The organism is Bradyrhizobium sp. 154, from assembly GCF_023073875.1.
Taxonomy (GTDB): domain Bacteria; phylum Pseudomonadota; class Alphaproteobacteria; order Rhizobiales; family Xanthobacteraceae; genus Bradyrhizobium.
Genome location: NZ_JADPKG010000020.1, coordinates 66,762 through 90,733, shown reverse-complemented (window position 1 = coordinate 90,733; position 23,972 = coordinate 66,762). Strand labels below are relative to the sequence as shown.

Sequence of the window (23,972 nt, the reverse complement as noted above, 5' to 3'; positions counted from 1 at the left end):
CGCTTCAAGGGAACATCATGCGTAACGCTTTGGGAATGGCGCTTGCCGCCATCATGACGATCTGTGCCTTCGCGGCGCGCGCCGATCAGACCGAATACGATCCCGCCAAGGTCTCTGACGGCCTGAAGGCCATCTTCCAGTTCGGCTCGACCTCGACCAAGCAGGCGCTGAACGCCAACACGGTCACGCTGATCACCGGCACGATCGGCGGCACCTATGTGCAATTCGGCGCCGACCTCGCTTCCGTGCTCGACGACGGCAACAAGATCCGCGTGCTGCCGATCGTCGGCCGCGGCTCGGTGCAAAGCGTCGCCGATATCCTGTTCCTGCAAGGTGTCGATCTCGGAATCGTGCGTGCCGACACGCTCGACTATCTCGAGCGCAAGGGTTTTGCCAAGGACATCAAGAAGCAGTTCACCTATGTCACCAAGCTCTACAATGAGGAGATGCAGGTGATCGCGCCAAGATCGGTCGCGACGCTCAAAGACCTCGAAGACAAGACGGTGAGCGTGGACCTACCGAACGGCGGCACCTTCGTCACGGCGCTCACCGTGTTCGAGCGGCTCGGGATCAAGGCGAAATTCGTCTATGTCGAGCAGCGCATCGCGATGGAGAAACTGAAGGCCGGCGAGATCGACGCCGTCATCGTGGTCGGCGGCAAGCCGTACAAGTCGGTCTCGACCTTCGGCAATGACGGCCGCTTCCATCTTGCGAAGGTCGACTATGCAAAGCCGCTGCAGAGCGACTATCTGCCAGCAACGCTGTCCGCCAAGGACTATCCGAACCTGATCAAGGAGGGCGAGAGCGTGGACACGATCGCGGTGCCTGCGGTGCTCGCGGCCTACAACTGGGCGCCCAACACCGAGCGCTATCGCAAGCTCGCGCTGTTCGTTGACGCGTTCTTCACCAAATTCCCCGCGCTCCAGAACCCGCCCTTCCATCCCAAGTGGAAGGAGGTCTCGCTCGCGGCGCCTTTGTCGGGCTGGAGCAGATTGCCGGTGGCGCAGCAATGGCTCGACCGGCACGGCGTCGAGCCGGTGACGCGCCAGCGCTTCGAAGCGTTCCTGAAGCAGAGCCCGGCGGCCGCGCAGGTGTCCGATGCGGACAAGGAGACGCTATTCAAGCAATTCCAGGCATGGGACGCGGAGAAGACGCGTGCGGGGGAAAAGAAGTAGTGGCGCCGTCACTCCTCCGCCTTATCCACCCCGCGCTTCAGCGCGGCACGGGCGGCCTCGCGGTGCTCGTTCGTGATGTGGCCGGCCACCATGCGGATCGCGGTGGCGAGCACGGCGGCGTCATCGGCGAAACCGAGGATCGGCATCACATCAGCGACGAAGTCGAATGGCAGGATGAAATAGGCGATCGCCCCCAGCAGCGAGGCCTGAACATGGCGCGGCGTCTGCCGGTCGAAGGCGCAGTAATAGGCCGCGAGCAGGTCTTCGGCGAACGGCAGTTGCGCGGCAACGCGCTTCAGCTTGCGCCAGAAGCGGCGGCGAACGCCCTCCCGGTCTTCCGCGAGCCGATCGGCGGGCTCAAAGCCGACGCTGTGTTCCGCAGCCATGCTCAAACTCCCCTTTCAGCCGGAGCGGCGGATCGCCGCGTCGCCTGCTGATCACAAGATGGGGATAATGCCAAGCGCTGCAAGACGTCAGCCAGGTGTCAGCCGGCGATGGCGTTCATCGCCTTGGCCAGCTCGATATCGAGCGCAGTAACGCCGCCCGCGTCATGGGTCGACAGCACCACCTCGACCGTCTTGTAGACGTTGCGCCATTCGGGGTGGTGATCCATCTTCTCGGCGACCAGCGCCGCGCGAGTCATGAAGCCGAAGGCCTGGTTGAAATCCTTGAAGACGAAGGTCTTCCCGATGGCGTCGCGGTCGGACACCTCGCCCCAGCCTGGTAGTCCGCCGAGCGCCTGCTTGCGCGCCTCCGCCGATAGCCGCTCTACCATGATCGCCTCCGTCGTTCAGGGGAACTTTACCCTAACACCGTGTCGATGCCCGGGTTCATACGGGATTTCGTCCATTCCCGCTAACCATGAAGGAGATGTAACCCCGCCGGACAAGAAATTTGCTACAATTGCGGGCGTAAATCGCCGGCGAAGATGAAACTGAGCCTCAAGCGCCTGTTTGGGAGATCGATGACCGGGGGACTGAACCTGGCCGAAACGCCCTCTCCGCCTTCGCCGCGATCCGCGGCGCGGAAGACCGCGCTCGTGTCTCTGGCGCTCGTGCTTGCGATCGTCGGTGCGCTCGCCGGCGGTTACTACTTCGCGATGCGGCCGGTGACGCTGAAGATCGCGGTTGGTCCCGCCAGCAGCGATGACGTCAAGGTCGTGCAGGCGCTGACCCAGGCTTTCACGCAGAACAAGAGCCAGGTGCGGCTGCGCCCGATCCAGACGGACGGCGCCACCGCCAGCGCCAATGCCCTCGCGGAAGGCAAGGTCGATCTTGCCATCGTGCGCGGCGACCTCGATGTGCCGAAGAACGCGCAGGCGGTCGCGACGCTGCGCAAGAATGTCGTGGTGCTGTGGGCCGTAGCGGGCAAGGGCAAGAAGAAGGGCGCCAAGATCACCAAGGTGGCACAACTCGCCGGGCATCGCATCGGTGTCGTCGGCCGCACCCAGGCCAACGTCAACCTGCTCAAGGTGATCCTTCAGCAATACGGCGTCGATCCCGCCAAGGTCGAGATCGTGCAATTCCCGGCCAACGAGGTTGCCGAGGCGATCAAGGCCCAGAAGGCCGACGTCTACCTCGCGGCCGGCCCGGTCAACAGCAAGATCACGGCGGACGCGATCTCTGCATCGGTCAAAGAGGGCGGCACGCCGACTTTCCTCGCCATCGATTCCGCCGACGCGATCGCGCAGAACCACCCGGTCTACGAATCCGCGGAGATTCCAGCCGGCGCCTATGGCGGTTCACCCGACCGTCCGGACGACGAGGTCAAAACCATCAGCTTTGCGCACCACATCGTGGCGCGCAAAGCTGTGTCCGAAACCACCATCGCGGCATTCACGCGGCAGCTGTTCGCCGTGCGCCAGCAACTGGTGACGGAATTCCCGCTGGCGGCGAAGATCGAGACGCCCGACACCGACAAGGATGCGGTGATCCCCGTGCATCCCGGCGCCGCCGCCTTCGTTGACGGCGAGGAAAAGACGTTTCTCGACAAATACAGCGACTACATCTGGTGGAGCCTGATGGCGCTCTCCGCCATGGGCTCGATCGGCGCCTGGTTTGCCGGCTATCTGAAGAAGGACGAGCGCGACAACAACAGCCATTTGCGCGAACGCCTGCTCGACATGATCACGGCGGCCCGCAAGAGCGAGACGACCGAAGAGCTTGACCAGATGCAGGCCGAAGCCGATGTGATTTTGCGCGACACGCTGCGCTGCTTCGATCACGGTGCGATCGAGGAGGCCGCGCTCACCGCCTTCAACATCGCACTCGACCAATTCCATGCCGCCGTCGCCGACCGTAAGGCGGTGCTGTTCAGCCTGCCGCAGACCCCGCCACGCACGGGCACGCAATTCAGAGCCGCCGGCAACGCGTAGCGCCTGCGCGTTATTGCTGCGTCACATTGTCTCAATATAGGGTCTGATTTCATCGTGGCGGCTGCCGCAAGGCACCCGTCCCTGGCGAAATCGGGACCGTCCATGAACATCACATTCTCACGCCGCCGTTTCCTCACTACCAGCGCCGGCGCGCTTGGCACGATCGCGATGCCTTATCTGTCGCGAGCGGCTGACCGGCCTGCGGTCACCCATGGCGTACAATCAGGCGACGTCACGGTCGACGGCGGCGTGGTATGGGCACGCACCGACCGGCCGGCTCAGATGCTGGTCGAGGTGGCGACGACGGAGTCGTTCAGGGACGCTCGCGCGCTGCCGCCGATCGCGGCGCTGCCCGAGAGCGACTTCACGGCCAAAATGCTGATCGAGAACCTGCCGAGCGGACAGGACATCTTCTATCGCGTGCGCTTCCGTGATCTCTCGCATAGCGCGGTCGAGGGCGAGCCGGTGACCGGCCGCTTCCGCACCGCGCCGGCCGACCGCCGCGATGTCAGCTTCGTCTGGGGTGGCGACGTCGCCGGCCAGGGCTGGGGCATCAACCCCGACGACGGCGGCATGTTCACCTTCGCCGCGATGCGCAAGCATCGTCCGGACTTCTTCCTGCACTCGGGCGATACGATCTACGCCGACAGCCTCGTCCAATCCGAGGTGAAGCTCGCCGACGGCAAGATCTGGAAGAACGTCACGATCCCCGAGAAGGCCAAGGTCGCGGAGACGCTCGACGAGTACCGCGCCGCGCACAAATACAATCTGACCGACGACAACCTCCGCGGCTTCAATGCCGACGTGCCGATCTTCGTGCAGTGGGATGACCACGAGGTCACCAACAACTGGTCGCTGTCGAAGGAGTTGCCGGCGTCATACAAAGTCCGCGACATCACGCTGCTCGCCGCGCGCGCCTCGCGCGCCTTCCACGAGATGTATCCGATGCGCGAGAGCATCACTGAGCCGGGCCGGATCTATCGCCAGATCTCCTACGGCCCGCATCTCGACGTGTTCGTGCTCGACGAGCGCAGCTATCGCGGCGCGAACGGCGCCAATCTGGAAACGGAATACGGACCGGCCAGCCACTTCCTCGGACCCGACCAGATCGCCTGGCTCAAGCGCGGCCTGTTGAATTCGCGCGCGACCTGGAAGGTGATCGCCTCAGACATGCCGCTCAGTCTCATCGTCGCGGACACGCCGAAAGGCGGATCGGAAGCGATTGCGCAAGGCGACGGCCCGGTACGCGGCCGCGAGTTCGAGATCGCGGACATCCTTCGCTTCATCAAGATGGCGCCGATCAGCAACACGGTGTGGCTGACCGCGGACGTACACTACGCCGCCGCGCATTATTACGATCCGAACAAGGCGCAATTCCAGGATTTCGAGCCGTTCTGGGAGTTCGTCTCGGGTCCGCTGCATGCGGGCACTTTCGGTCCGAACGCGCTCGACAACACCTTTGGGCCGGAGGTGCGCTTCGTCAAGGCACCCGGCAAGGACAGCCAGAACCTGCCGCCGTCTGCCGGGATGCAGTTCTTCGGCCACGTCAAGATCGACGGCGCCTCCGGCCAGATGACGGTGACCTTGCGCGACCGGGCCGACGTGGCGCTGTGGTCGACCACGCTCGACCCGAAATCTGCCTGAACCTCAGCGATCGCGCGTCCGCAGCGCAGCCTCCAGCGCCTCGCTCGAGCACGGCTTTTGCAGCCGCGGCCGCGCCGCAAATTCGGGCGGAATCCGCGTTTCGGCACCATAGCCGGTGACGAAGACGAATGGGACGTTCAGCGCCACCAGTCGCTCGGCGATCGCAAAGCTCTTCTCGCGGTTCAGCTCGACGTCGAGCAGGGCGAAATCGGGAGCACCTTTCGCGATCGCGTCCAGCGCCTGCGTCACCGACCCGGCGGTGCGCACGTGCCTCACGCCAAACCCGAGCAGACGGTCCTCGAAATCGATTGCAATGATCGGATCGTCCTCGACGACCAGGACGTCGGCAGGATATGGGAAGCCATCGGGAAGTGCGGGTGCCATGATCGCATCTTGGAGCGAGAGGTTTTTCTGATCAGGACAGCCGCGCCACAACGCCTGCGCCCAGCGCATCGGAGGGTTCCCGGAACGAAACCACCACATCACAGTTCTTCCGTCTGTCCACTTGTGCACACAGGAAACGGACGGAACCCGGTATTGTGGAAAGGTATTGTGGAAAAGAGCACGGGGGGTTCACGATGGATGCGCGTATCGGCAGTACAAGCGAGGTCGACAGCCGGCCGATCAACAATCTGTTGCGGCGCCTGAGCCCGGCGGATTACGCCCTGCTCGCGCCGCACGTCACCATCGAGGACTGCGCGGCCGGCGAACTGCTCTACAATCCCGGCGATGACGTGCAGGTCGTCCACTTCCCCTGCGGACCTTCGCTTGCGACCTTTCTCGTCCCTAACGAGGATGGCCGCGACGTCGAGACCATCCTGGTCGGTCGTGAAGGCGCGGTGGGCGGCATCGTCAGCGAGGGATTTCTGCCGGCCTATACCCGCATCTGCGTGAAGTTCGGCGGCCCATTTTCGCGCATTCACGTCGGCAAACTGGAAGCAGCCAAGACGCGTTCGCCGTCGCTGCGCAACATCTTCGCCCGCTATGCCGATTGCATGCTGGCGCAGATCTTCCAGTCGACCGCCTGCAACGCCATCCACTCGATCGAGCAGCGCACGGCCAAATGGATCTTGGCGGCGATGGAGCGAACCGGCGGCGAAAGCAGCGTGCCGCTGACGCATGAGCAGCTTGCGACATTGCTCGGAGTGGGACGCAGCTATGCGAGCCGCGTGCTCCAATCGTTCAAAGCCGAAGGCGTGCTCGACACGAGGCGCGGCTCAATTCTCGTCCGCAGCCGCGACGGCCTGCGCCTGCGCGCCTGCCTCTGCAACGATGCAGTGAAGCTGCACTTCGAGGAAGTGTTGCGAGGCGTCTATCCAACGGAGGAGCGGGAGGCCGGATAGCGGACCTAATCTCGCCTCTTCCTTCTCCCTTGTGAAGGCAGTGCACATGGGAGAGGACATGCGCGCTCCTCTGGCGTGATCGTGCTATACTCTCCGCCGCATGAGTGGGGCTTTCCTTCATACGGTCTTCGATATTGCAGCATGGCTGGCGGCGGCAGCTGCCGTCTACTGGCTGTCGCGACAGGGCTTGCGGTTTCCTGCGCAATCCTTCGAAATGTCCTACATCGCCGCCCTGGTGTTCGGCGCAGGCGTCGGCGCCTACCTGTTCGGGTCGGCCAATCTGTGGCTGTCGGGCCAGAGCGGCGTTGCGCGCTCGGTCGAGGGTGCGCTCGCCGGCGGCATCGTGGCGATCGAGCTCTACAAATGGTCCGCAGGCATCACGGTGCGAACCGGCGCCCGTTTTGCCCTGCCGCTGGCGCTCGGCATCGCAATCGGCCGGATCGGCTGCTACTTCGCGGGCCTCGACGATTTCACCTACGGCACGCCCACGGCGCTGCCCTTCGGCCATGATTTCGGCGACGGCCTCCTTCGCCACCCGGTGCAGCTCTATGAGAGCACCGCCATGGGCGTGTTCGCGCTTCTCTATGTGCTGGCAGTCTTGAACCGAAACCGGTTTGTGGTCACCAATGGTTTCTACCTGGTGCTCGTCTACTATGGAGCGCAGCGCTTCCTGTGGGAATTCCTCAAGCCCTATGGCACGCTGATCGGCCCCTTCACGCTGTTTCACCTGCTGTCGCTGTCCATCCTGCTCTACGCCGCATTCATGCTGACGACGGCGCCCAAAGCGAGATCCCTGCATGAACGCGCCGTTGCGTAGGTCGCGTCCCTATATCTTCTGGGGCCAGACCCAGTCCCTTTGCGAGACCTGCCTGAAGCTGGTGCCGACCAAGATCCAGATTCTCGGCAACGAGGTCTGGTACGAAAAACGCTGCAAGCAGCATGGCGTCCAATCAACGCTGGTGTCGACGGACGCGGCCTATTGGCGTCTGTGCAAGGATTTCATCAAGCCTGGTGATCGGCCGCTGCAATTCCAGCAGCGTACGGAATTCGGCTGCCCCTATGATTGCGGCCTGTGCGCCGACCACGAGCAGCATTCCTGCCTGGCGCTGATCGAGATCACCGAGCACTGCAATCTCACCTGCCCAGTGTGCTTTGCCGAATCCTCGCCGGCGCGGACGCGGTTCACACCGCTCGCAACGGTCGAGAGGATGCTGGATGCGCTGGTCGCGAGCGAGGGCGAGCCCGACCTGGTGCAGATTTCCGGCGGCGAGCCGACGCTGCATCCGGATTTCTTCGAGATCCTTGACGCCGTGCGCGCCCGCCCGATCCGCCACGTCATGATCAACACCAACGGCCTGCGCATCGCCCGCGAGAAGAATTTCGTGGCGCGGCTCGCCGAGAACAAGCGCGGGCTGGAGGTCTATCTCCAGTTCGATTCGCTGCAGCGCGAGCCGCTGATCAATCTGCGCGGCGCGGACCTTCGAAAAATCCGCCAGCAGGCGCTGGAGAATCTCGAGCATTATGGCGTATCGACCACGCTGGTCGCAACCATCAAGCGCGGCGTCAACGATGCGGAGATCGGCGACATCGTTCGCCACGCGCTCACCTGGAAATGCGTGCGCGGGGTCACGCTGCAGCCGGTGCAAGACGCCGGCCGTAACGAGAATTTCGACAAGAACACCGACCGCATCATGCTGTCGGAAATCCGCAAGCGCGTGATCGAGACCGACGTGTTCGGCGACAAGGACATGATCCCGCTGCCCTGCAATCCCGAAAGCATCTCGATCGGCTATGGCCTGCGCAACGGCGAGAAGGTGCTGCCGCTGACCTCGCTGATCCCGCAGGAGCAGCTCGTCGCGGTCATGCCCAACACGATCAGCCCGGAGAAATATCCGGTGCTGAAGGAGAAGTTTATTGACCTCTTCTCGCTGTCGTCGGGCCCGCTCAACACCCCCGAACGCGTCTGCGAACTGCTATGTTGCCTGCCGAGCTTTCAGGTGCCGGAAGGGCTCACTTACGAGAACGTGTTCCGCGTCACCATCGTGCAGTTTCTCGATCGCTTCAATTTCTGCGTCGGCAACGTCAAGCGCAGCTGCATCCATTTCGTGACGGAGCAAGGCTCGATCATTCCGTTTGACACCTACAATCTGTTCTACCGCAACGGAAAGATCGACGGCATTCGCGCGGCTCTCGCTGCACAGGCGACCGAAGGAGCCTTGCAAGCATGAGCATCAGCGACATACCGCCGCCGGGACTGCCTCCTGCCCCGGCGAACAAACGCGGCGGCTGCCTGACCGCCCTCATGGCGATCTTCGGGCTGGTCATGCTGCTGCCGGGTGTCTGCGCCCTGCTCTTTGGCGGAATGTCGGTGGTCGAGGACGGCCGGATCGCCTCCGACATCGCGCCACTGGTCTTCCTGGGACTGGTCGTGGGGATCGGCGGCGTTGCCCTGATCTGGGCGGCGATCAAGGGGCGGCGCGCTTAAGGCCGCTATTCGCCTAACCCCCGGAGATTCCCGGACAAAATTCAGTCAACCAACGGCCAAAGTACACATTGTTTTTTGGCTGTTTTTGCATATATTGCGCCGCAACGCGTAGGGCGCCCGGTCTGATATGGCCGGGCTTCCCTTTTGGGCGGCGAGCGCCCGTTTCCAGTCTTTCAGCGTTGTTTCGAGAAGAGGTCCCGGTCCGACCGGCGAGATCGCGCTTAACCCATTGTTCGAACGCAAAGAAGCTCACTCATGAACCTCCGCAACGTTGCCATTATCGCCCACGTCGACCACGGCAAGACGACCCTGGTCGACCGCCTCCTCCAGCAGTCCGGCACGTTCCGCGAGAACCAGAAGGTGACCGAACGCGCCATGGACTCCAACGATCTGGAGCGCGAGCGCGGCATCACCATTCTGGCCAAGGCGGCCTCGGTGCAGTGGAAAGACACCCGCGTCAACATCGTCGATACCCCCGGCCACGCCGATTTCGGCGGCGAGGTCGAGCGCATCCTGAACATGGTAGACGGCGCGCTGGTGCTGGTGGACGCCGCCGAAGGCCCGCTGCCGCAGACCAAGTTCGTGGTGTCCAAGGCACTCAAGGTCGGCCTGAAGCCGATCGTCGTCATCAACAAGGTCGACCGTCCCGACGCGCGCCCGACCGAGGTCATCAACGAGGTGTTCGACCTGTTCGCAGCACTCGATGCCAGCGAGGAGCAGCTCGACTTCCCGATCCTCTACGGGTCGGCCAAGCAGGGCTGGATGGCCGAAAGCCCGGAGGGTCCGAAGGACAAGGGCATGGAGCCGTTGTTCGACCTGATCCTGCGCCACGTCGCGCCGCCGAAGGTCGAGGAAGGTCCGTTCAAGATGATCGGCACCATCCTGGAAGCCAACCCCTATCTCGGCCGTATCATCACCGGCCGCATCTCCTCCGGCGTGCTCAAGCCGAACCAGCAGGTCAAGGTGCTCAATGCCGACGGCAAGCTGGTCGAGTCCGGGCGCATCACCAAGATCCTGGCGTTCCGCGGCCTCGAGCGCACGCCGCTCGATGAAGCCGAAGCCGGCGACATCGTTGCGATTGCGGGCCTGACCAAGGGCACCGTCGCCGACACGTTCTGCGATCCGACCGTGGAAGTGCCGCTGCCGGCCCAGCCGATCGACCCGCCGACCGTGTCGATGTCATTCATCGTCAATAACTCCCCGCTCGCCGGCACCGAAGGCGACAAGGTGACGAGCCGCATGATCCGCGACCGTCTCTTGCGCGAGGCCGAAGGCAACGTTGCGCTGCGCGTCGTCGAAGCCGCCGACAAGGACGCGATGGAAGTCTCGGGCCGCGGCGAATTGCAGCTCGCCATCCTGATCGAGACCATGCGCCGCGAGGGCTTTGAGCTCTCGGTGTCGCGCCCGCGCGTCGTGTTCCAGAAGGACGAAGCCACCGGTGCCACCATGGAGCCGATCGAGGAGGTCGTGATTGACGTCGACGAAGAGCATTCCGGCGTCGTCGTGCAGAAGATGAGCGAGCGCAAGGCCGAGCTGATCGAGATGAAGCCCTCCGGCGGCAACCGCCTGCGTCTGGTGTTCTACGCGCCGACCCGTGGCCTGATCGGCTACCAGGGCGAACTTCTGACCGACACCCGCGGCACCGCGATCATGAACCGCCTGTTCCACGGCTATGCCCCTTACAAGGGCGAGATCCAGGGCCGCCGCAACGGCGTCCTGATCTCTAACGACCAGGGCGAGGCGGTCGCCTACGCCATGTTCAAGCTGGAAGACCGCGGGCCGATGATGATCGAGCCGGGCTGGAAGGTCTATCGCGGCATGATCGTCGGCGAGCATACCCGCGACAACGATCTCGAGATCAACGTGCTCAAGGGCAAGCAGCTCACCAACATCCGCACGACCTCCAAGGACGAAGCGGTGCGCCTGACCCCGCCGATCCGCATGACCCTGGAAAAGGCGCTCGCTTATATCGAGGACGACGAGCTCGTCGAGGTCACCCCGAAGTCGATCCGCCTGCGTAAGAAGCATCTCGACCCGAACGAGCGCAAGCGTGCGGAAAAGGCCAAGGAAGCGGTGGCGTAAAGCCCACTCTCGCGTGCCCCGGACGCAGCGCAGCGCACCAGCGATGCGGTGCAGAGCCGGGGCCCAGCACTCTCGTTTCGTTTACCCGTCGACTTGGGTCCCGGTTCTGCGCAGCAGCGCAGGCGCTGCAGCGCGTCCGGGACACGAGAGCTGCATACCTGGCCGGCTTCAGGACAATTGGCGAACGTGCTAGAGCCTGCCCATGACCTCCCTTCCCTCCTCCGCCGACGTCGCGATCATCGGCGCGGGTGCCGCCGGCCTTGGCGCCGCGCATGCGCTGCATGGCTCCGCCCTCTCCGTGATCGTGCTGGAGGCGCGTAACCGGCTCGGCGGCCGCGCCTGGACCGTGCAGGCCTCGCCTGACGTGACCTTCGACGTCGGCTGCGGCTGGCTGCACTCGGCCGACAAGAATTCCTTCGTTGCGATTGCCCGCCAGCTCGGCTTCGAGATCAACACGGATCTGCCGCCTTGGGGCGATCGCGCTTATGGCGACGCCTTTCCGGAAGCCGAGCGCATCGCCTTCGCAGACGCGATCGACGAATTCTACGAACGCGCCTGGGAGGCCGCGGAAAGCGGCGAGGACGCGCCGGCCTCCTGCTATCTCGAGCCTGGCAACCGCTGGAATCCGATGATCGACGCGGTCTCGACTTATGTGAACGGGTGCGAACTCGATCAAGTCTCGATCCTCGACATGGAGCGCTACGAGGACACGTATTTCAATTGGCGCGTGCGAGCCGGATATGGAACGCTGATCGCGGCCTATGGCGCGCCGTGTCCGGTCGCGCTCAGCTGCAACGTCACGCTGGTCGATCACTCCGGTCAGCGCATCCGGCTCCAGACCTCGCAGGGCACGATGACCGTGAACAAGGTGATCGTCACCGTCCCGACCAATCTGATTGCCGATGAGGCGATCCGCTTTTCCCCGCCGCTTCCCGCCAAGCTCCATGCCGCACGGGGCCTGCCGCTCGGTGTCAACGACAAGGTGACACTGGCGCTCGCGGATGCTGAAGCCTTTCCGACCGAGGGAAACCTGCGCGGCGCCACCATGCGCACCGCGATGGGCACCTATCACATCCGCCCATTCGGGCAGCCCTGCATCGATGGCTTCTTCGGCGGCAGCTTTGCGCGTCAATTGGAAGATGCCGGCGAGGGCGCCTTCGCCGCCCATAGCATCGACGAGATTGCAGGCTTTCTCGGCAACGACATCCGCCGCAAGCTAAAATCCCTGCGCGAGTCGCGCTGGGCGCACGATCCTTTCGCCCGCGGCTCCTATTCGCACGCGCTGCCGGGTCACGCCGGCGATCGCGCCGTGCTGGCCGCGCCGGTTGATGGCCGGCTGTTCTTCGCGGGCGAGGCAACCTCGCCAAATTTCTTCTCGACAGCGCATGGCGCGCGCGACAGCGGCGAGCGAGCGGCCAGGGAAGTGTTGGCGGCCCTTGGCAGGCCATGACCGCAAGCTCCGTCGTTGCGAGCGCGGCGAAGCATCCAGGGTCTTTCTGCGGAGAGATTCTGGATCGCTTCGTGACTTCGCTCCTCGCAATGACGAGGATACTAGTCGATCACCCGCGCCCGTAATCGGCATCGGGCACAAAACAGGCATCGTCCTTGCCGAAGATGCGATAGCGGCTGCGTGCGACGAGGCTGTACACGGGATCCCGCAGCGGCCTCGGCACGGCGAACAGCCGGCGCACCCATTCCCAGCCGGGGAGCTGAGACCGCACCGTCAGCGCGGCATCGGACTTCATGAACACCTCGCCGCCGTGGATCACTGCATTGGTATCGGGATCGTGCGGATCGATCCCGAACGTGCGCGCGAGCCGCGCCCCATAATCCGACTGGACCGGCGTGAAGCGAAACCGCTTCGCCGTATCGCGGGCGGCGACGAAGCGGACCCAGCGCGAGCAGAAAATGCACACGCCATCGAACAGGATCACATCGTCGTCGGGCCATTCAGGCATCAGCGATTGTCCCATGGCTTCTTGGCCGCCACCGGCCTGCCCTGGTTCAGCGCGCGCGCGAGCTCGCCGGTTGCGGCTTTGACGCCGGCCTCGGTTTCGATCATCCAATGACCCTCGCTGCCGACGGCCGGCAGGATACGAAAGTCGAGCTTGTCGCCACCGCCGCCAAACGCCTCAGCCAGTCTTTGAGAAAATGCCGGAGCGAAGTAACTGTCGTTGGCGGCAACGAGCCACGTGACGGGGATGCGCGCGGTCTTGCCGAATTCGGCGGCGGCCGCAAGGAGCGTATGCGGCGCGCAGATCCTGTTCGGCTCATCATTGGCATGGCCGCCGCGCCCTGGCGCGAATGCAATGATGACGGAAACCGCCTTCGGCTCGGCGCTGGCGAGTGCCAGCGCGCCCCAGCCGCCGGCGGAATGGCCGATCACCGTTGCAGCGTCCTTGCGAATGAATTCCTGCTTTCGCAAATAGTCCAGCGCGAGCCGGATTTCGTCGGCCGTTGCGCGGGCCGATCGCGCGTAGTCCGCTTCGTCGCAGCCGCCCTGGTCTTCGACATAGTGGCCGCCGGTCGCGCCGTGACCGAGCCGTTCCGGCACCAGCACGGCAAAGCCGTGCGCGACGAGATACGCCGTGAGCGCGCGATATTCCGGTCGCGGCATTTGCGCGCGACGCAAGCCATTCTGCGTCGAGGCGTGGGCCATGACCGCGAGCCGGAACGGGCCGGCGCCGACAGGGCGAAACAGCAGCGCATGCGCGGCAATGCTGGTATCCGGCGACGGCACGCGCCACTGTTGCCGGCGAAACGGTTCGCCCTCCTCTCCGGAGGGGCCAAACGTGGTCTGAGCGCACAGAGGTGACGCAGTCAGCACGGCCAGCAAACACAGAAGCGCAGGGGTGATGAGGAGCCGCATGAATTGCCAGAGGAGGCGGACACCGACAGCGATGTCACACGAAAGCGCGATGAGATGAAGACGAATGATCATCGCGCTTTAGACTATTGTTTGAGCATAATCTTTTCGGAAAACCGCTCCACACTTTTCCGGATCATGCTCCAGGAGGAACGAATCACTCCGGCCAGACTTTTTGCGCAGCCATCGCATTCATTAGGCGCCGCAGGCGAGTTTTGCACCGGCGCATGGCAGGCCGATCCCGTTCTGAACGGCGGCTTGTCCTCTTTCGGTACAACATGGTTAAAAACTGATGCAGAAAGTCCACAGGTTAACCGATAATTAACGATAGGTCTTGCCGCCGGCGCGGCGACTTGGTTTGATCGCGTCCATGAGCACAACCCTGATCGAAGTCCGGCCGGCCAAAGCCGCAGATGCAACTGCGGTGGCGTCGACCCATGACGAAGCCTGGCGCTCGGCCTATCAGGGCATCATTCCCGGCGCCGAGTTGGAGAAGCTGATCAACCGCCGCGGTCCGCAATGGTGGGACAGTGCGATCCGCAAGGGCAGCCGCGTCAGCGTGCTGGTGTTCGGCGACAAGATCGCAGGCTACGCCAATTATGGCCGCAACCGTGCCCGCAGCTTGCATTTCGACGGCGAGATCTACGAACTCTATCTGCGTCCTGAATTCCAGGGCCTCGGCTTCGGCCGCCGCCTGTTCGCCGCCGCCCGCCGCGACCTGATGCAGAGCGGCCTGAAAAGCATGGTGGTGTGGGCGCTGTCGGACAACGATCCGGCCACCGAGTTCTACCGTGCCCTAGGCGGCCGCATGGTGGCACGCTCCTCGGAGCGGTTCGGGCCGAAGTCGCTCGACAAGGTTGCCTTCGCCTGGACCAATTGAGCTGCTGAAACCTGAATCGGCAGCGTTTCCATCCGTCGATACCGTTGCCACTTGGGCCGGTGATCGCCGGATTCATTATTTCACAAAAACGCGATGGATCAGCGGGCCAAGCCCGCGTATGACAGCGCCAAAATCGCTGCCGGGCGCGATGTCACCTCGGCAACAACGGAGCCTTGAATGCGTATCGATGCGGTCTCGATCGGGAAAAACGTACCACATGACGTCAATGTCATCATCGAGGTCCCCGTGGGCGGCGAACCGATCAAATACGAGATGGACAAGGAGGCCGGCACGCTCGTGGTCGACCGCTTCCTCTACACGCCGATGCGTTACCCCGGGAACTACGGCTTCATCCCGCACACCTTGTCGGATGATGGCGATCCCTGTGACGTCCTGATCATCAACACCCGCGCCATCATTCCCGGCGCCGTCATGAGCGTGCGGCCGGTCGGCGTGCTGTTCATGGAAGACGAAGCCGGCGGCGACGAAAAGATCTTGGCGGTGCCGTCGTCGAAGCTGACGCAGCGCTACGATAAGGTGAAGAGCTACTCTGACCTGCCTGACATCACGCTCCAGCAGATCCAGCACTTCTTCGAGCACTACAAGGATCTTGAGAAGGGCAAGTGGGTGAAAATCCTGCGCTGGGGCGGCCCCGAGGACGCGCACAAGCTGATTCTCGAAGGCATTGAGCGCGAGAAGAAAAAGAAGAAGTAACGAAATAACCGTCGTTCCGGGGCGCGCGAAGAGCGAACCCGGAATCCAGAAGTGTGTGGCCCGAAATTCCGGGTTCGCTCTTCGAGCCGCCCCGGAGACGACAACCTACACCGCCGGCTTCGGCAGCCCTGTGATCGCGCAGGCGGCACGGAGCGTATTCACCAGCAGACAGGCGACCGTCATCTGGCCGACGCCGCCCGGCACCGGCGTAATCGCGCCGGCAACCCCAAGCGCTTCCTGATAGGCAACGTCGCCGACGAGGCGGGTCTTGCCGTCTTGTTTGGGGATGCGGTTGATGCCGACGTCGATCACGGTCGCGCCCGGCTTTAGCCAGTCGCCGCGCACCATCTCCGGCTTGCCGACAGCGGCATAGACGAGGTCGGCGCGCTTCACGAGGGCAGGCAGATCGCGCGAGCGCGAATGCGCGATCGTGACCGTGGCGTTCTCGTTCAGCAGCAACTGCACCAGCGGACGGCCGACCAGGTTGGAGCGGCCGATGACGATAGCGTTCATGCCTTCGAGCGAAGCGTGCACGCTTTTGGTCAGGATGATGCAGCCCAGCGGCGTGCAGGGCGACAGCGCCTCAAAACCGCCGGCGAGCCGGCCGGCATTGCTCGGATTCAGGCCATCGACATCCTTGGCGGGATCGATGGCGTTGATCACGGCCTCGGTGTTCAGCCCCTTCGGCAGCGGCAGTTGCACCAGAATGCCGTGCACGGCCGGATCGCGGTTGAGCTTTGCGACGAGCGCCAAGAGGTCTGCTTGCGAAACGTCGGCCGGCAGCTTGTGCTCGAACGAGGCCATGCCGGCGCCTTGCGTCTGGGTGTGCTTGGAGCGGACATAGACCTCGCTGGCAGGGTCGTTGCCGACCAGCACCACCGCAAGGCCCGGCACCAGATTGTGCTCGCGCTTGACGCGGGCGACCTCCTCGGCGACGCGGCCGCGAAGTTCCGCGGCAATGACTTTTCCATCGATGATTTTAGCGGTCATGTCAGTTCCCATGGTCTATCGATTTGACGAAAGCGAGCTGACGCAAGGCTTCGCCGAGCCCTGCCGAATCGCCCTCGATCGCGATCTGCTTCAGCCGCGAGCTCGCCCCGGATAAAAGCCTGACGTTGGCCTTGGGCACACCAAGCGATTTCGCCAGCAGGACCAAGACCGACTTGTTGGCCTCGCCACCATCGGCAATGGCGCGTACCCGCACCTTGAGCACGCTGCGGCCGTCGGAGAGCTGCTCGATCCCGTCGATGTCGTCGCGGCCGCCGCGCGGCGTCACCCGCACCGCGATGCTGATTCCTGTGCCGGAGGGACGCCAGGGTTCTTTGGCAACCAAGGCGCTCCAGCCTGCCTAGATCACGTTCGGGTAGATGTAATACAGGATCACCCGCTCGATAAACATGATCAGCAGGATCAGGATGATCGGCGAGATGTCGAGGCCGCCGAGACTGGGCAGGAAATTGCGAATAGGTGCCAGCAAGGGCTCGGTGATGCGGTACAGGAACTCCGCCACCGCCGAGACGAACTGGTTGCGGGTGTTCACCACGTTGAAGGCGATCAGCCAGGACAGGATCGCGGACGCGATCAGCAGCCAGACGTAGAGATCGAGCACGATGATGACGATGTCGAGAACGGCACGCATGGTTTTTGAAAACTCTGGCTCCGGTCGGGATTGACGCCGTTGGCTTGATATCGGTTCCCCCCGACCCAAACAAGGGAAGTCGGCGCCCGGATGGCTAAAACCGGGTTATAGCCGTCCTTGACTTGACCTTGGCGGGGACTTAAATGGCGCCCGGTTGTCGGCCGCATTCACCAGAGCGGCCAGCAAAGGGGCCATAGCTCAGCTGGGAGAGCGCGTCGTTCGCAATGACGAGGTCGGCGGTTCGATCCCGCCTGGCTCCACCACGCTTCGCCCTTCGGGCTCCGCGTGGCGCAGCCACGTCGGGGCCGCAAGGGCGAAGCGTGGTGTCCGGCGAAGCCCAAAGGGCGAAGATGGACTGCTCGAAGCTCCTGCCCCTATTTCCCCGTAAACCGCGGTGGCCGCTTCTCGATGAAGCTTGCGACTCCTTCCCGGAAATCGCTGCCGTTCAGCGCCACCATCATCTCTCGGTTGGCTTCGATCGTCGCCTCGGCCAGCGTGTGGAACGGCACCTCGTATAGCTGCCGCTTGATCACCGCCATCGCGCTCGGTGAGACGAAATCGGCGAGGTCTCGGGCATAGGCATAGGTCTCCTCGCGCAGTTTCTCCGGCGAGCAGATCCGGTTCACCAGCCCGATCCGCAGCGCTTCCGCGCTCGGCACGCGCCGGGCCGAAAGCAACAGGTCCAGCGCGTTGGCATGACCGACGATGCGCGGCAGCATCCAGCTGATGCCGTGCTCGGCGATCAGACCGCGCCGCGCGAAGGCGGTCGTGAACACCGTGTTGTCGGCGGCAAAGCGCAGATCGCAATAGAGCGCGTGGACGAGGCCAATGCCCGCGGTCGCGCCGTTGAGCATGGCAATGATCGGCTTCTTGATCGATGGGTAATAGCCGTAGCGCGTCTGCCAATCCGGCCGGCGGTTCATGTCAAAGGGCGGCAGGTTCGAGGCGCGTCTGACGTCATCGGGGTCGAGCCCTTTCAGCGCATCCATGTCGGCGCCGGCGCAGAAGGCGCGGCCCGCACCAGTGAGCACGATGACGCGGACCTTGTCGTCGATGCTTGACGCTTCCATCGCGTGACGCACGTCGCGCTCCATGATCGGCGTCCAAGCGTTCATGCGATCCGGGCGATTGAGCGTGATGGTTGCGATCTTGTCGCTCACTTCATAGAGAATGTGCTCGTAGGCCATGGCGCTCTCCCTTTGCCGGCGCGTTCGTGTGCGCTCGTTGACAGAGAGCCTAGCATATTCAGGGGAGAGGCAAGGGCTTCGGGCGAAGGCGCGATCACTCGGCGGCTTGCGCAAGCGCCGGCCGGCGCGCCAGCCAGCCATCGATGAAGTGATCGAGCCAGGCGCGTTCCGCGGCGTCGTAGACGGCACGATCTGCAAAATGATGATGCCGCTGCCGCGCACCCGGCGCGCTGAAGCCATCATAGCCGCGCGTGGTCCAGCGACACATCATCGCGTAGGTCACGTCTGGATGAAACTGCACACCGAAGGCATTGCCCGTACGGAACGCCTGCACCGGAAAATCATCGCCCTCGGCGAGCAGCTCGGCGCTGACCGGAAGATCAAATCCTTCGCGATGCCAGTGGTAGACTTGCCCCGGCCAGTGCGGGCAGAGCGCATGTCCCGCGGCAGTGGGCCTGATCGGGTAGTACCCGATCTGGGCCAGCGCCTCCGCATGAGGCGCGACGTGGGCCCCGAGCTGCATCGCCAGCATCTGTGCACCTAAGCAGACGCCGAGGAACGGCCGCTGCTCGCGGAGCGGAATTTCGATCCAGTCGATCTCGCGGCGGATGTAGTCATCGGGATCGTTGACGCTCATGGGGCCGCCGAAGATCACGACGCCGGCATGCTGATCGAGCGTCTCGGGCAGGGCATCGCCGAAGCGCGGTCGCCGGATGTCGAGACGATGGCCGAGCGCGCGCAGGGCATTGCCGATTCGGCCGGGGGTCGAGGATTCCTGATGCAGGACGATCAGAACCGGGAGCCGGGCTTCGGAGACGAAGGCGGCCGCGCCAGGCGTCCTCGTTCGGAGGGGCACCAATTCTGCGCGACGAAACCTGTCCGTCCGGAACGACATGGCCTCTGCGAGTGCTATCGGTTCAGACCGCCAGCATAGCTAAGCGATGGTTAACATCGTGTGAGTTCGCGCACACACCGAGATCAAAGCAAGCTCCGGGCCACTACGGACGCCTCAGGCCTTCTCTAGGATCTGCGCCTCTGGAATCGGCTGGTCGCGGCCAAGATGAAGCCGCGCGGGAAGAAACGCAGCGCCAACGGCACAATCTTGATGCCCAGACCAGGCAGCACTGCCCGTTTGTTGGCCATCAGACCGCGATACGCATCGCGGGCCACCTCGGCGGCAGAGACGTTGAGAACCGCCGTATCATGTTGGGATCCGACTCCGGCGCGAGCCTGGAATTCGGTTGGCACCGGGCCCGGGCAAAGCACGGTGACGCGGACGCCGCGCGGTGCAAGCTCCGCCCGCAGCGCTTCGGTGAAGGAGATGACATAGGCCTTTGAGGCGTAGTAGACGGCCATGCCGGGGCCAGGCAGAAAGCCGGCGACAGATCCGACATTGAGAAGACCGCCCCTGTTCTTGATGAGCTGATCGGCAAAGCGCAGCGACAGATCCGTCAGGGCCCGGACATTGACATCGACGATGCCGAGCTGCTCGACGCGATCGCGCTCGATCGCATCACCGAACACGCCGAAACCGGCATTGTTGACGAGATGATCGAGTTCGACACCTTCGGCGGCAAGCGCTGCCGCGATCTTGTCGCCGGCATCCGCTTCCTCGAGATCGCAGGCGATCACGATCGGTTTCTTGCCGCCCTTGGCGGCCAGCTCCGCGGCAAGCGCTTCCAACCGGCCCGCCCGTCGCCCGGTCAATGCGAGGCGATGCCCGTTGGCGGCAAACACGCGCGCCAGCTCCATGCCGATACCCGCCGAGGCACCGGTAATCAGCGTCACCCGCTCAGTCACGATCGAAGTCTCTTGAATTCAAGTTTTTGGCCCCGCAATGGTGGAACGAGAGCATAGGCCACGCGCGACATGCAAGCTGCGCTGCCAGCATGGCCGCTTGAGCAGAACGACAAGCCGCCTTGAAAAACCTTTGATTTGCAGGCGAATTCGGCGCAGGCGGCGGATAAATTAAAGTTTCGTCATGTCTCCGCGCAGGCCGCCATCAGTCGAGGCCAGAGCCGTCAGCCGCGACCGCGCTGTCCTTGACCTGACCACCGGCTCGGTCCGCGACCGCGTGCTTCAGGTCGATCCGGTCGCGCTGCGAAATCCCGAGCAGATCAGAGGCGCGCCAGACGACGTTGTCCTCGAACTCGCTGACCTGGCCGTCTGCATAGACCAGTTCCCACATCATCCGCACAATGCGCTTGCGACCCTCTTCGTCGAGCGAGCGCATGATCACGCTGGTGAAATGATAGAGATCGACCGCCTCGCCCTCGACCTCGGTGGCGTCGGCGATCAGCCGGTCCGCAGTGCCGCGATCCAGCCCAAAGTGGCTTTCGATCAGGCTATGCAGTTTACGTTGCTCGGCTGCGCTCGGCTGACCGTCCAGCGAGACCACGTGAATCAGCAGCGCCGTGGCCGCCAGCCGATAGTCGCTGTCGCCGAATGCGCGAGTCTGGTCGTGGGGAGCAACAATGTCGGCGATGAATTGGCGCAGGCCGTCGAGCATAAAGTCCTACCGAGATCGATGAAGCCGCGAGAGGCGGATGCTACCAGCATTATATGAGGCGCAAATTCAACCGGCGCAATGTGCGTCAGTTCCGCGCGCCGCATTACGTTTCGGCAATCTGCCGGTTGGCGTTATGTCCGGTCCGATCGACGCTGGAGGATGTAGCGCGCATCCGCCGCCACGCCGTCAATGCGACGGAGCGCATGTCGGACGCATCCCTTACGGTATCTCGTACACCACCATCTTGTCGGCAATGCCGCGCAGAGCCGCCTGCTTCTGGATTGGCTTGATCTCGCGCTGCTGAAGGATTTCGGCAACCGCCGGCACATCGAGGACTGGGCCGGTGATGTGGATCTCTTGCGCGGTCGACAGGCTCTGCACGCGCGCGGCGATGTTGACGGTCTGACCGAAATAATCCTGGCGCTCGTTGAGCATCACCGCGAGGCAAGGCCCCTCATGAATACCGATCTTGAGAATGAGATCGTTGGCGCCGCGCTCCTTGTTCAATTCATCCATGGCTGCGCGCATGCGCAGCCCCGCGGTAATTGCGTGCTCAGGTCTGACGAAGGTCGCCATGACAGCGTCGCCGATTGTCTTCACAACCGCCCCCTTCTCGGCGGCAATGATCTCCAGCAGCGCACGAAAATGCGCGCGCACGAGGTCAAAAGCACTGAGATCACCGACTCGCTCGTACAGCGCCGTCGACCCCTTCAGGTCAGTGAACAGGAAGGTCAGCGACGTGATCTTCAATCGCTGGTCGACATTGAGGTTGTCGGCCTTGAAGACGTCGCGGAACGTCTGATTGGACAGCATCCGCTTGGCCGTCAGAATGGGCTTGCGCTTGCCGATCATCTCATGCAACGCGTCGGCGGCAATCCACACCGAGGGCAACACGCGATTGCCTGATTGATTCTCGAGCGTGAGGCGCAACGGTCCAGGGCGCATCACAGTGGTCCCCGTAGGCGCCTCTAATTTGTTGAACATAATCGAAAGCTGCTGACGTTCGCTCGTCGGCTCACCCTGAACATCCAGGAAATGGGCGGAATGCGTGACCGGCTCGAAGACGATGACGAACTGGTTGGGAAGCTTCAGCGAGAGGATCGCCTTTTCGCCGGCAGGCAATTCGAGCGCTTCCAGCGTCACTTCGTTGATCAGGCGCGAGAACGATTCATCGTTGATGTCGACGCCGGAGCTCCAGAACATCTGCCGCACATATTCCCAGATCGGCAACGTGTCGGGATCGTGAGCACCGATCCGGCGGACACGCGGACTGACGGTAAAAGCCACCTCGACCATCTCATCGACTGACGCCTCGTACCCAGCTGCACAGAGCGCGCAGTTGTAGTCTTCATGCTTCAGGGATTTCAACGTCGTATGCGCACCCAGAACTCCTCCGCAGCCGGGACACAGCACGTTCCAGCTCATGTCGAACAGGCCTAGCCGCGATGCGTGCAGAAATCCGGAAATGACCTTCTCCTGATCGAGCCCGGCACGATCAGCAAAATCCAGCACGTTGATGCGGTTGAGGTCTCGGTCCTGACCATTGGCGATCAGTTGCGCAATCGCGTCGACCACCTTGGCGTCGGCGGTCTGCTTCAGAACGGAAAACTGGGCCTGGATGTCGCTCATGGCGGGGCTCTGTCTAAGGTGGATCACGCCATCGGCCAGACGAGCATCCGTTACCGACGCGTGATGCGGAACATGGGTGAGTGGTCCGGCTGCGTCGTGACGACGCCATGCGGAATCACGGGAACGGTATCGGCAAGCTCGACGCGGAACGCGCCGATCAGCCGGGCCAGCGCCAGCACCGATTCGGCTTGCGCAAACGGCGCGCCGATGCAGACGCGGGGGCCGGCGCCGAACGGCAGATATGCGAAGCGATCAGGCGGCTCTTTCGCCATGAAGCGCTTTGGAATGAACGCGTTCGGCTGATCCCACAGTTTCTCGTGCCGGTGCAAAAGCCACGGCGCGATCATGATGATGTCGCCCTTGCCGATCTCGATGCCGGCCGCGTTGTCCTTCTCGCGCGCGGCACGCGCGACCAGGAAGGCGGGCGGATAGAGCCGCATGGTCTCCTCGATCACGGCACGGGTGAATTTCTGCCGCTCGATGTCGGCCATGCTGTCGAGATGTTCGCCGCAGGTCTCGGAGGCGACCTCCTCCTGCGTGTCAGGGTCGAGCGACAGCAGATAGAGCGCCCAGAACAGCGCCGTCGCCGTAGTCTCGTGACCCGCCAGGATCATGGTTGCGACCTCGTCGACGAGCTGTTCGTCGGAAAAGCCCTTGCCCGTTTCAGGATCGCGGGCCTCGTCCATGAGGTCGAACAGGTCACGCGGCGGCGCGCCGTCCTTCTTGCCCGCCGCGCGCCGTTCGGCGACCAGCATGGCAACGAATTCGGTCCAGCGCTTGCGAAAGCGCGCCCGTGCAAGATCCATCGGACTCGGCCAGGACACCGGCAGCACCATGTCGAGGAAATAGGGCCGTCCCAGCCGCGCGGCATATTCCATGATGAAATTGCGCAAGGTCGCGCCATGGCGGTCCATGCCGAACGAGAACATCGTGCGCCCGGCGATCTCGAGCGTCATGCGCTGCATGACCTCGCGCAGATCGACGGGCTCGCCGGTTCGCGCGTCGAGCTTCGCAATCGCTTCGTCGAGCACCGCGGTCATGTGCGGGACGAGATTTGCGGTAGCGCGCGGCGTGAAGGCCGGGGCCAGCGTGCGGCGCTGAAAGGTCCAGGAATGACCTTCCGCAATCAGGAGGCCGTCACCGAGCACCGGGCGCAGCATGCGGATGCCCGCCGGCGTGCGCGTATAGTTCTCGTAATTGCTGAGCAGGACGTGCCGGATCGCGTCCGGCTGGTTCAGGATGAAACTGTTGCGGAAAAAAAAGCGGCCCGGGATGACGTCTTCCTCATAGGCGCGCTGCCCCCAGGTCGCGATCATGTTCTGGCGGATCACCGCGAGCTTGCCAAAGAACGACATGTCGTCCGGCGCACGCGGCGGGGTCGGAGGGATGATGGGCCGATGCACGCTGGCGATGTTCATGGCTCTCTCCGGCGGAAGTGACGCAAG

26 protein-coding genes and 1 tRNA gene are annotated in these 23,972 nt (G+C 63.5%); 13 read left to right on the top strand and 14 right to left on the bottom strand.

What is annotated here, in order from left to right; all coding sequences use genetic code 11:
- Positions 1-17 precede the first annotated feature (17 nt).
- On the top strand, positions 18-1,175 hold the full coding sequence (locus IVA92_RS01995; protein ID WP_247280032.1) for a TAXI family TRAP transporter solute-binding subunit: 1,158 nt from the start codon (positions 18-20) through the stop codon (positions 1,173-1,175).
- A gap of 8 nt (positions 1,176-1,183) precedes the next feature.
- On the opposite strand, the gene IVA92_RS01990 is transcribed toward IVA92_RS01995, so the two are convergent.
- The gene (locus tag IVA92_RS01990; protein ID WP_247280031.1) at positions 1,184-1,561 is read right to left on the bottom strand and encodes a YkvA family protein; all 378 of its coding nucleotides are present in this window, start codon (positions 1,559-1,561) and stop codon (positions 1,184-1,186) included.
- Positions 1,562-1,659: 98 nt separating this feature from the next.
- Complete coding sequence (locus tag IVA92_RS01985; RefSeq protein WP_247280030.1) at positions 1,660-1,950, bottom strand: 4a-hydroxytetrahydrobiopterin dehydratase; 291 nt, start codon at positions 1,948-1,950, stop codon at positions 1,660-1,662.
- Positions 1,951-2,103: 153 nt separating this feature from the next.
- Between IVA92_RS01985 and IVA92_RS01980 the strand changes: the two genes are divergently transcribed.
- Positions 2,104-3,549 carry a TAXI family TRAP transporter solute-binding subunit gene (locus IVA92_RS01980; protein ID WP_247280029.1) on the top strand — a complete coding sequence of 482 codons (1,446 nt, stop codon included), beginning with the start codon at positions 2,104-2,106 and terminating at the stop codon, positions 3,547-3,549.
- A 102-nt stretch (positions 3,550-3,651) separates the two neighbouring features.
- Positions 3,652-5,193 (top strand): alkaline phosphatase D family protein, encoded by a 1,542-nt coding sequence (locus tag IVA92_RS01975; RefSeq protein ID WP_247280028.1) that lies wholly within the window; start codon positions 3,652-3,654, stop codon positions 5,191-5,193.
- Between the two features lie 3 nt (positions 5,194-5,196).
- Here the strand turns inward: IVA92_RS01975 and IVA92_RS01970 are convergent, their stop codons facing one another.
- Entirely contained in the window at positions 5,197-5,577 is a 381-nt protein-coding gene (locus IVA92_RS01970) for a response regulator (RefSeq protein ID WP_247280027.1), read from the bottom strand.
- A 194-nt stretch (positions 5,578-5,771) separates the two neighbouring features.
- On the opposite strand from IVA92_RS01970, the gene IVA92_RS01965 reads away from it, so the two are divergent.
- From IVA92_RS01965 to IVA92_RS01940, 6 genes are all read left to right on the top strand, one after another.
- Positions 5,772-6,536, top strand: coding sequence for a Crp/Fnr family transcriptional regulator (locus IVA92_RS01965; RefSeq protein WP_247280026.1), 765 nt, complete (start codon positions 5,772-5,774; stop codon positions 6,534-6,536).
- 100 nt (positions 6,537-6,636) lie between these two features.
- Positions 6,637-7,353: a prolipoprotein diacylglyceryl transferase family protein gene (locus tag IVA92_RS01960; RefSeq protein WP_247280025.1), complete on the top strand. Its 717-nt coding sequence runs from the start codon at positions 6,637-6,639 to the stop codon at positions 7,351-7,353.
- Positions 7,334-8,764, top strand: a complete 1,431-nt coding sequence (locus tag IVA92_RS01955; protein WP_247280024.1) for a radical SAM protein — start codon at positions 7,334-7,336, stop codon at positions 8,762-8,764. The genes IVA92_RS01960 and IVA92_RS01955 overlap by 20 nt, the downstream gene beginning before the upstream one ends.
- Positions 8,761-9,021, top strand: coding sequence for a hypothetical protein (locus IVA92_RS01950; protein WP_247280023.1), 261 nt, complete (start codon positions 8,761-8,763; stop codon positions 9,019-9,021). Before IVA92_RS01955 ends, IVA92_RS01950 begins: the two co-directional genes overlap by 4 nt.
- A 255-nt stretch (positions 9,022-9,276) precedes the next feature.
- Complete coding sequence (gene typA / locus IVA92_RS01945) at positions 9,277-11,103, top strand: translational GTPase TypA (protein WP_247280022.1); 1,827 nt, start codon at positions 9,277-9,279, stop codon at positions 11,101-11,103.
- A 202-nt stretch (positions 11,104-11,305) separates the two neighbouring features.
- Positions 11,306-12,553: an NAD(P)/FAD-dependent oxidoreductase gene (locus IVA92_RS01940; protein ID WP_247280021.1), complete on the top strand. Its 1,248-nt coding sequence runs from the start codon at positions 11,306-11,308 to the stop codon at positions 12,551-12,553.
- 109 nt (positions 12,554-12,662) lie between these two features.
- Here IVA92_RS01940 and IVA92_RS01935 read toward each other — a convergent pair whose 3' ends face one another.
- Positions 12,663-13,061, bottom strand: a complete 399-nt coding sequence (locus IVA92_RS01935; protein ID WP_247280020.1) for a DCC1-like thiol-disulfide oxidoreductase family protein — start codon at positions 13,059-13,061, stop codon at positions 12,663-12,665.
- Entirely contained in the window at positions 13,061-13,972 is a 912-nt protein-coding gene (locus IVA92_RS01930) for an alpha/beta fold hydrolase (protein WP_247280019.1), read from the bottom strand. Before IVA92_RS01930 ends, IVA92_RS01935 begins: the two co-directional genes overlap by 1 nt.
- A gap of 3 nt (positions 13,973-13,975) precedes the next feature.
- On the opposite strand from IVA92_RS01930, the gene IVA92_RS01925 reads away from it, so the two are divergent.
- The 3 genes from IVA92_RS01925 (at position 13,976) to ppa (ending at position 15,563) form a co-directional block, all read left to right on the top strand.
- Positions 13,976-14,290 (top strand): hypothetical protein, encoded by a 315-nt coding sequence (locus IVA92_RS01925; RefSeq protein ID WP_247280018.1) that lies wholly within the window; start codon positions 13,976-13,978, stop codon positions 14,288-14,290.
- A 49-nt stretch (positions 14,291-14,339) separates the two neighbouring features.
- Complete coding sequence (locus IVA92_RS01920; RefSeq protein WP_008136728.1) at positions 14,340-14,849, top strand: GNAT family N-acetyltransferase; 510 nt, start codon at positions 14,340-14,342, stop codon at positions 14,847-14,849.
- 177 nt (positions 14,850-15,026) lie between these two features.
- Positions 15,027-15,563 carry an inorganic diphosphatase gene (gene ppa / locus IVA92_RS01915; RefSeq protein WP_158668697.1) on the top strand — a complete coding sequence of 179 codons (537 nt, stop codon included), beginning with the start codon at positions 15,027-15,029 and terminating at the stop codon, positions 15,561-15,563.
- 105 nt (positions 15,564-15,668) lie between these two features.
- Here the strand turns inward: ppa and folD are convergent, their stop codons facing one another.
- From folD to IVA92_RS01900, 3 genes are read right to left on the bottom strand one after another with little or no spacing between them, the layout of a single operon-like run.
- A complete protein-coding gene (gene folD / locus IVA92_RS01910) occupies positions 15,669-16,553 on the bottom strand; it encodes a bifunctional methylenetetrahydrofolate dehydrogenase/methenyltetrahydrofolate cyclohydrolase FolD (RefSeq protein ID WP_247280017.1) in 885 nt (294 codons plus the stop codon).
- A 1-nt stretch (position 16,554) separates the two neighbouring features.
- Positions 16,555-16,896 (bottom strand): DUF167 domain-containing protein, encoded by a 342-nt coding sequence (locus IVA92_RS01905; protein WP_247280016.1) that lies wholly within the window; start codon positions 16,894-16,896, stop codon positions 16,555-16,557.
- Between the two features lie 15 nt (positions 16,897-16,911).
- Positions 16,912-17,202 (bottom strand): YggT family protein, encoded by a 291-nt coding sequence (locus IVA92_RS01900; RefSeq protein ID WP_008539240.1) that lies wholly within the window; start codon positions 17,200-17,202, stop codon positions 16,912-16,914.
- Positions 17,203-17,389: 187 nt separating this feature from the next.
- Here IVA92_RS01900 and IVA92_RS01895 point away from each other — a divergent pair.
- Positions 17,390-17,465: transfer RNA gene (locus IVA92_RS01895), tRNA-Ala, on the top strand.
- Positions 17,466-17,576: 111 nt separating this feature from the next.
- Here the strand turns inward: IVA92_RS01895 and IVA92_RS01890 are convergent.
- From IVA92_RS01890 to IVA92_RS01865, 6 genes are all read right to left on the bottom strand, one after another.
- Positions 17,577-18,389, bottom strand: coding sequence for an enoyl-CoA hydratase (locus IVA92_RS01890; RefSeq protein WP_247280015.1), 813 nt, complete (start codon positions 18,387-18,389; stop codon positions 17,577-17,579).
- A 94-nt stretch (positions 18,390-18,483) separates the two neighbouring features.
- Positions 18,484-19,284: a glutamine amidotransferase gene (locus IVA92_RS01885; protein ID WP_247280014.1), complete on the bottom strand. Its 801-nt coding sequence runs from the start codon at positions 19,282-19,284 to the stop codon at positions 18,484-18,486.
- A 125-nt stretch (positions 19,285-19,409) separates the two neighbouring features.
- A complete protein-coding gene (locus IVA92_RS01880) occupies positions 19,410-20,189 on the bottom strand; it encodes an SDR family oxidoreductase (RefSeq protein ID WP_247280013.1) in 780 nt (259 codons plus the stop codon).
- Positions 20,190-20,391: 202 nt separating this feature from the next.
- Positions 20,392-20,898 (bottom strand): TerB family tellurite resistance protein, encoded by a 507-nt coding sequence (locus tag IVA92_RS01875; RefSeq protein ID WP_247280012.1) that lies wholly within the window; start codon positions 20,896-20,898, stop codon positions 20,392-20,394.
- A 219-nt stretch (positions 20,899-21,117) separates the two neighbouring features.
- Positions 21,118-22,527 carry an adenylate/guanylate cyclase domain-containing protein gene (locus IVA92_RS01870; RefSeq protein WP_247280011.1) on the bottom strand — a complete coding sequence of 470 codons (1,410 nt, stop codon included), beginning with the start codon at positions 22,525-22,527 and terminating at the stop codon, positions 21,118-21,120.
- A gap of 50 nt (positions 22,528-22,577) precedes the next feature.
- On the bottom strand, positions 22,578-23,945 hold the full coding sequence (locus IVA92_RS01865) for a cytochrome P450 (RefSeq protein ID WP_247280010.1): 1,368 nt from the start codon (positions 23,943-23,945) through the stop codon (positions 22,578-22,580).
- Positions 23,946-23,972: the final 27 nt, after the last annotated feature.